This window comes from Lamprobacter sp. (assembly GCF_034860625.1).
Taxonomy (GTDB): domain Bacteria; phylum Pseudomonadota; class Gammaproteobacteria; order Chromatiales; family Chromatiaceae; genus Lamprobacter.
On record NZ_JAYESN010000430.1, the window covers coordinates 1 to 1,897 of the forward strand.

Annotated in this window: 3 protein-coding genes; 1 reads left to right on the forward strand and 2 read right to left on the reverse strand. The window is 62.0% G+C overall.

The genetic code is table 11. The annotated features are described in order from the left end of the window. Positions 1-16: 16 nt before the first annotated feature. Entirely contained in the window at positions 17-241 is a 225-nt protein-coding gene (locus tag VBE63_RS28440; RefSeq protein ID WP_323686341.1) for a hypothetical protein, read from the reverse strand. 130 nt (positions 242-371) lie between these two features. On the opposite strand from VBE63_RS28440, the gene VBE63_RS28445 reads away from it, so the two are divergent. Then, positions 372-674 (forward strand): integration host factor subunit beta, encoded by a 303-nt coding sequence (locus VBE63_RS28445; protein WP_323686342.1) that lies wholly within the window; start codon positions 372-374, stop codon positions 672-674. 171 nt (positions 675-845) lie between these two features. Here VBE63_RS28445 and VBE63_RS28450 read toward each other — a convergent pair. Continuing rightward, a partial coding sequence (locus VBE63_RS28450) for a TerD family protein (protein ID WP_323686343.1) occupies positions 846-1,897 on the reverse strand: 1,052 nt, incomplete at its 5' end.

The following is a 1,897-nucleotide window of genomic DNA, read 5'->3' on the forward strand; positions in this document are numbered from 1 at the left end:
CGAACGAGATCGCGGGCTAGAGCTCATCCGCCTCCAAGCGGCGCAGACCAATCAGGGTGCCGATCGCATTGCCCAGCTGGAGATCGCCCTGCATCAGCAGCCGCGTTGAGAGCGAGGCAACGAAGGCTTGCGCGCGGGCATCGTCACTCGGCGCAAAGGCCGCCTCGGCAAAGGCTTGATGGATCAGTTGCTCTAGGCCGGCTGGATCATCGACATCGTTGCGCAGGCTGTGCGTGGTCATCTCGCCACCTCCTGATCGGCCCCGGAACCCGCGCATCCCGCGCCCCGTCCCGAGCCGGGCTGTCGGATCGATGGGGTCCTGATTACGCTATGATGCCGCCCTATCCTGTCTGTCTTCCCACGCCTTGTCCATGATCCGCTCCGAGCTCATCGCCGCTATCGCCCGTCAGCCCTCATCGCTCACCGCCGAGGATGTCGAGCTCGCCGTCAAGTCGTTACTCACGCTGCTGTGCGATACCCTCGCTGCCGGTGAGCGCATCGAGGTGCGTGGCTTTGGCAGCTTCGAGCTGCGCCGCTATGCACCGCGAGTGGGACGCAATCCGAAGACCGGGGAGTCGGTGACGCTGCCGGCACGCCATCGGGTGTACTTCAGGCCGGGCAAGGAACTGCGTGAGCGGGTGGATGCGGGGATGAGCGCCGAGCGTGGCGGCTGATCAGACCGCGCGTGCCCAGTAGGGCGTACAGCTCGGCGCTAGTCCTCTGACCGCAAATCAACCCCCGCTCATCCAACGCCCGATCCCTGACCATTGCCAGGTTGCGGCCAGATGCGGTGAAGCGTCGTGCTCGAGACGCTGTTCAAGGTCGATCACCATCGTTGGTCCTGTTTACTTGTAGTCGTTTTTGGGGCCGGCATCCATCTTGACCTGGATGCTGCCATCCTTTTTCAAGATCAACTTGGGGCGGTTCTCGGAGCGCGGTTTGCTGTAGAGCTCAAGCGCCTCAATGACCACACCCTGCGCCGTATTGCGGATCACACCAGGCACACAGGTATAAATCTGGTCGTTGTTGTTGGCGTGCTTGGCCGGGATCGTCACATCCGTTCCCTGTTGGTTATCAATGCGCATCGACACCTGATAGCGGTGAAAAGACCCGGTTCCGTTTGACTGCGCGGAGTAGACCACCGGCACGACCGCAGCGATGTTGTCGTTGAGTCGAATCTCGATGGTTTCCGTTTTCGTTGCTTGATCATCCCGGCCCACATCCCCGAGATGCCGAACCGCGCCGTTGTCATAGTTCATGAGGACGGGGACGCCTTGGGCGGAAAACGCGGCCACATGCACCTCCCGACCCTCCTTGGTTTGCACCAGTGCATAGACATCGTAATCGGTGCCGGATGTCCAAGACACCGTTGCTAGGATGCACTCGGTTTTCTCGATGATGACCGAGGTGTCACCCTTGCTCAGATTGATGCTGCCACTCACCTTGCGCAGGTTTATCGCAGGTGGTGGCGGCGCGGCAGGTGGTGGCGCCGGCGCATCGCCGACCTCGATGCCGTAGGCCTCACAGAGGCCCGCCAGTCCCGAGGCGTATCCCTGCCAGATCGCGCGGACCTTGGCCGCACCCTGGCGCAGATACAGCTCGGCGACGATGATGCCTTTCTCGGTGCTGAAGGTTCCCGGTGAGAGCTGAATCTCGCCGGCGGCGGTCTGCACCGTCGCCTGTAATCCCGGCACCTTGCTGAAATCAGCGCCTGAGTCCTCGGTCAGGGTGATGGCAATCCGGGTCAGATGCTTCGGTGCACGCGAGAAGTCGAAATCAATGGCATGCTCCTTATGGCCTTTCACGTCCTTGGGTGCGCTGAACTGCGCCATGCCGGAGGGATGCCGGGGCTGGTTGTAGAACACGATGTCGGGATCGCCAGTGGCGCGTCCCTCGT

Excerpts from the sequence above, each read along its gene's own strand:
- VBE63_RS28445 (WP_323686342.1), top strand. The coding sequence starts at position 372 with ATGATCCGCTCCGAGCTCATCGCCGCTATCGCCCGTCAGCCCTCATCG.
- VBE63_RS28440 (WP_323686341.1), bottom strand. The coding sequence starts at position 241 with ATGACCACGCACAGCCTGCGCAACGATGTCGATGATCCAGCCGGCCTA.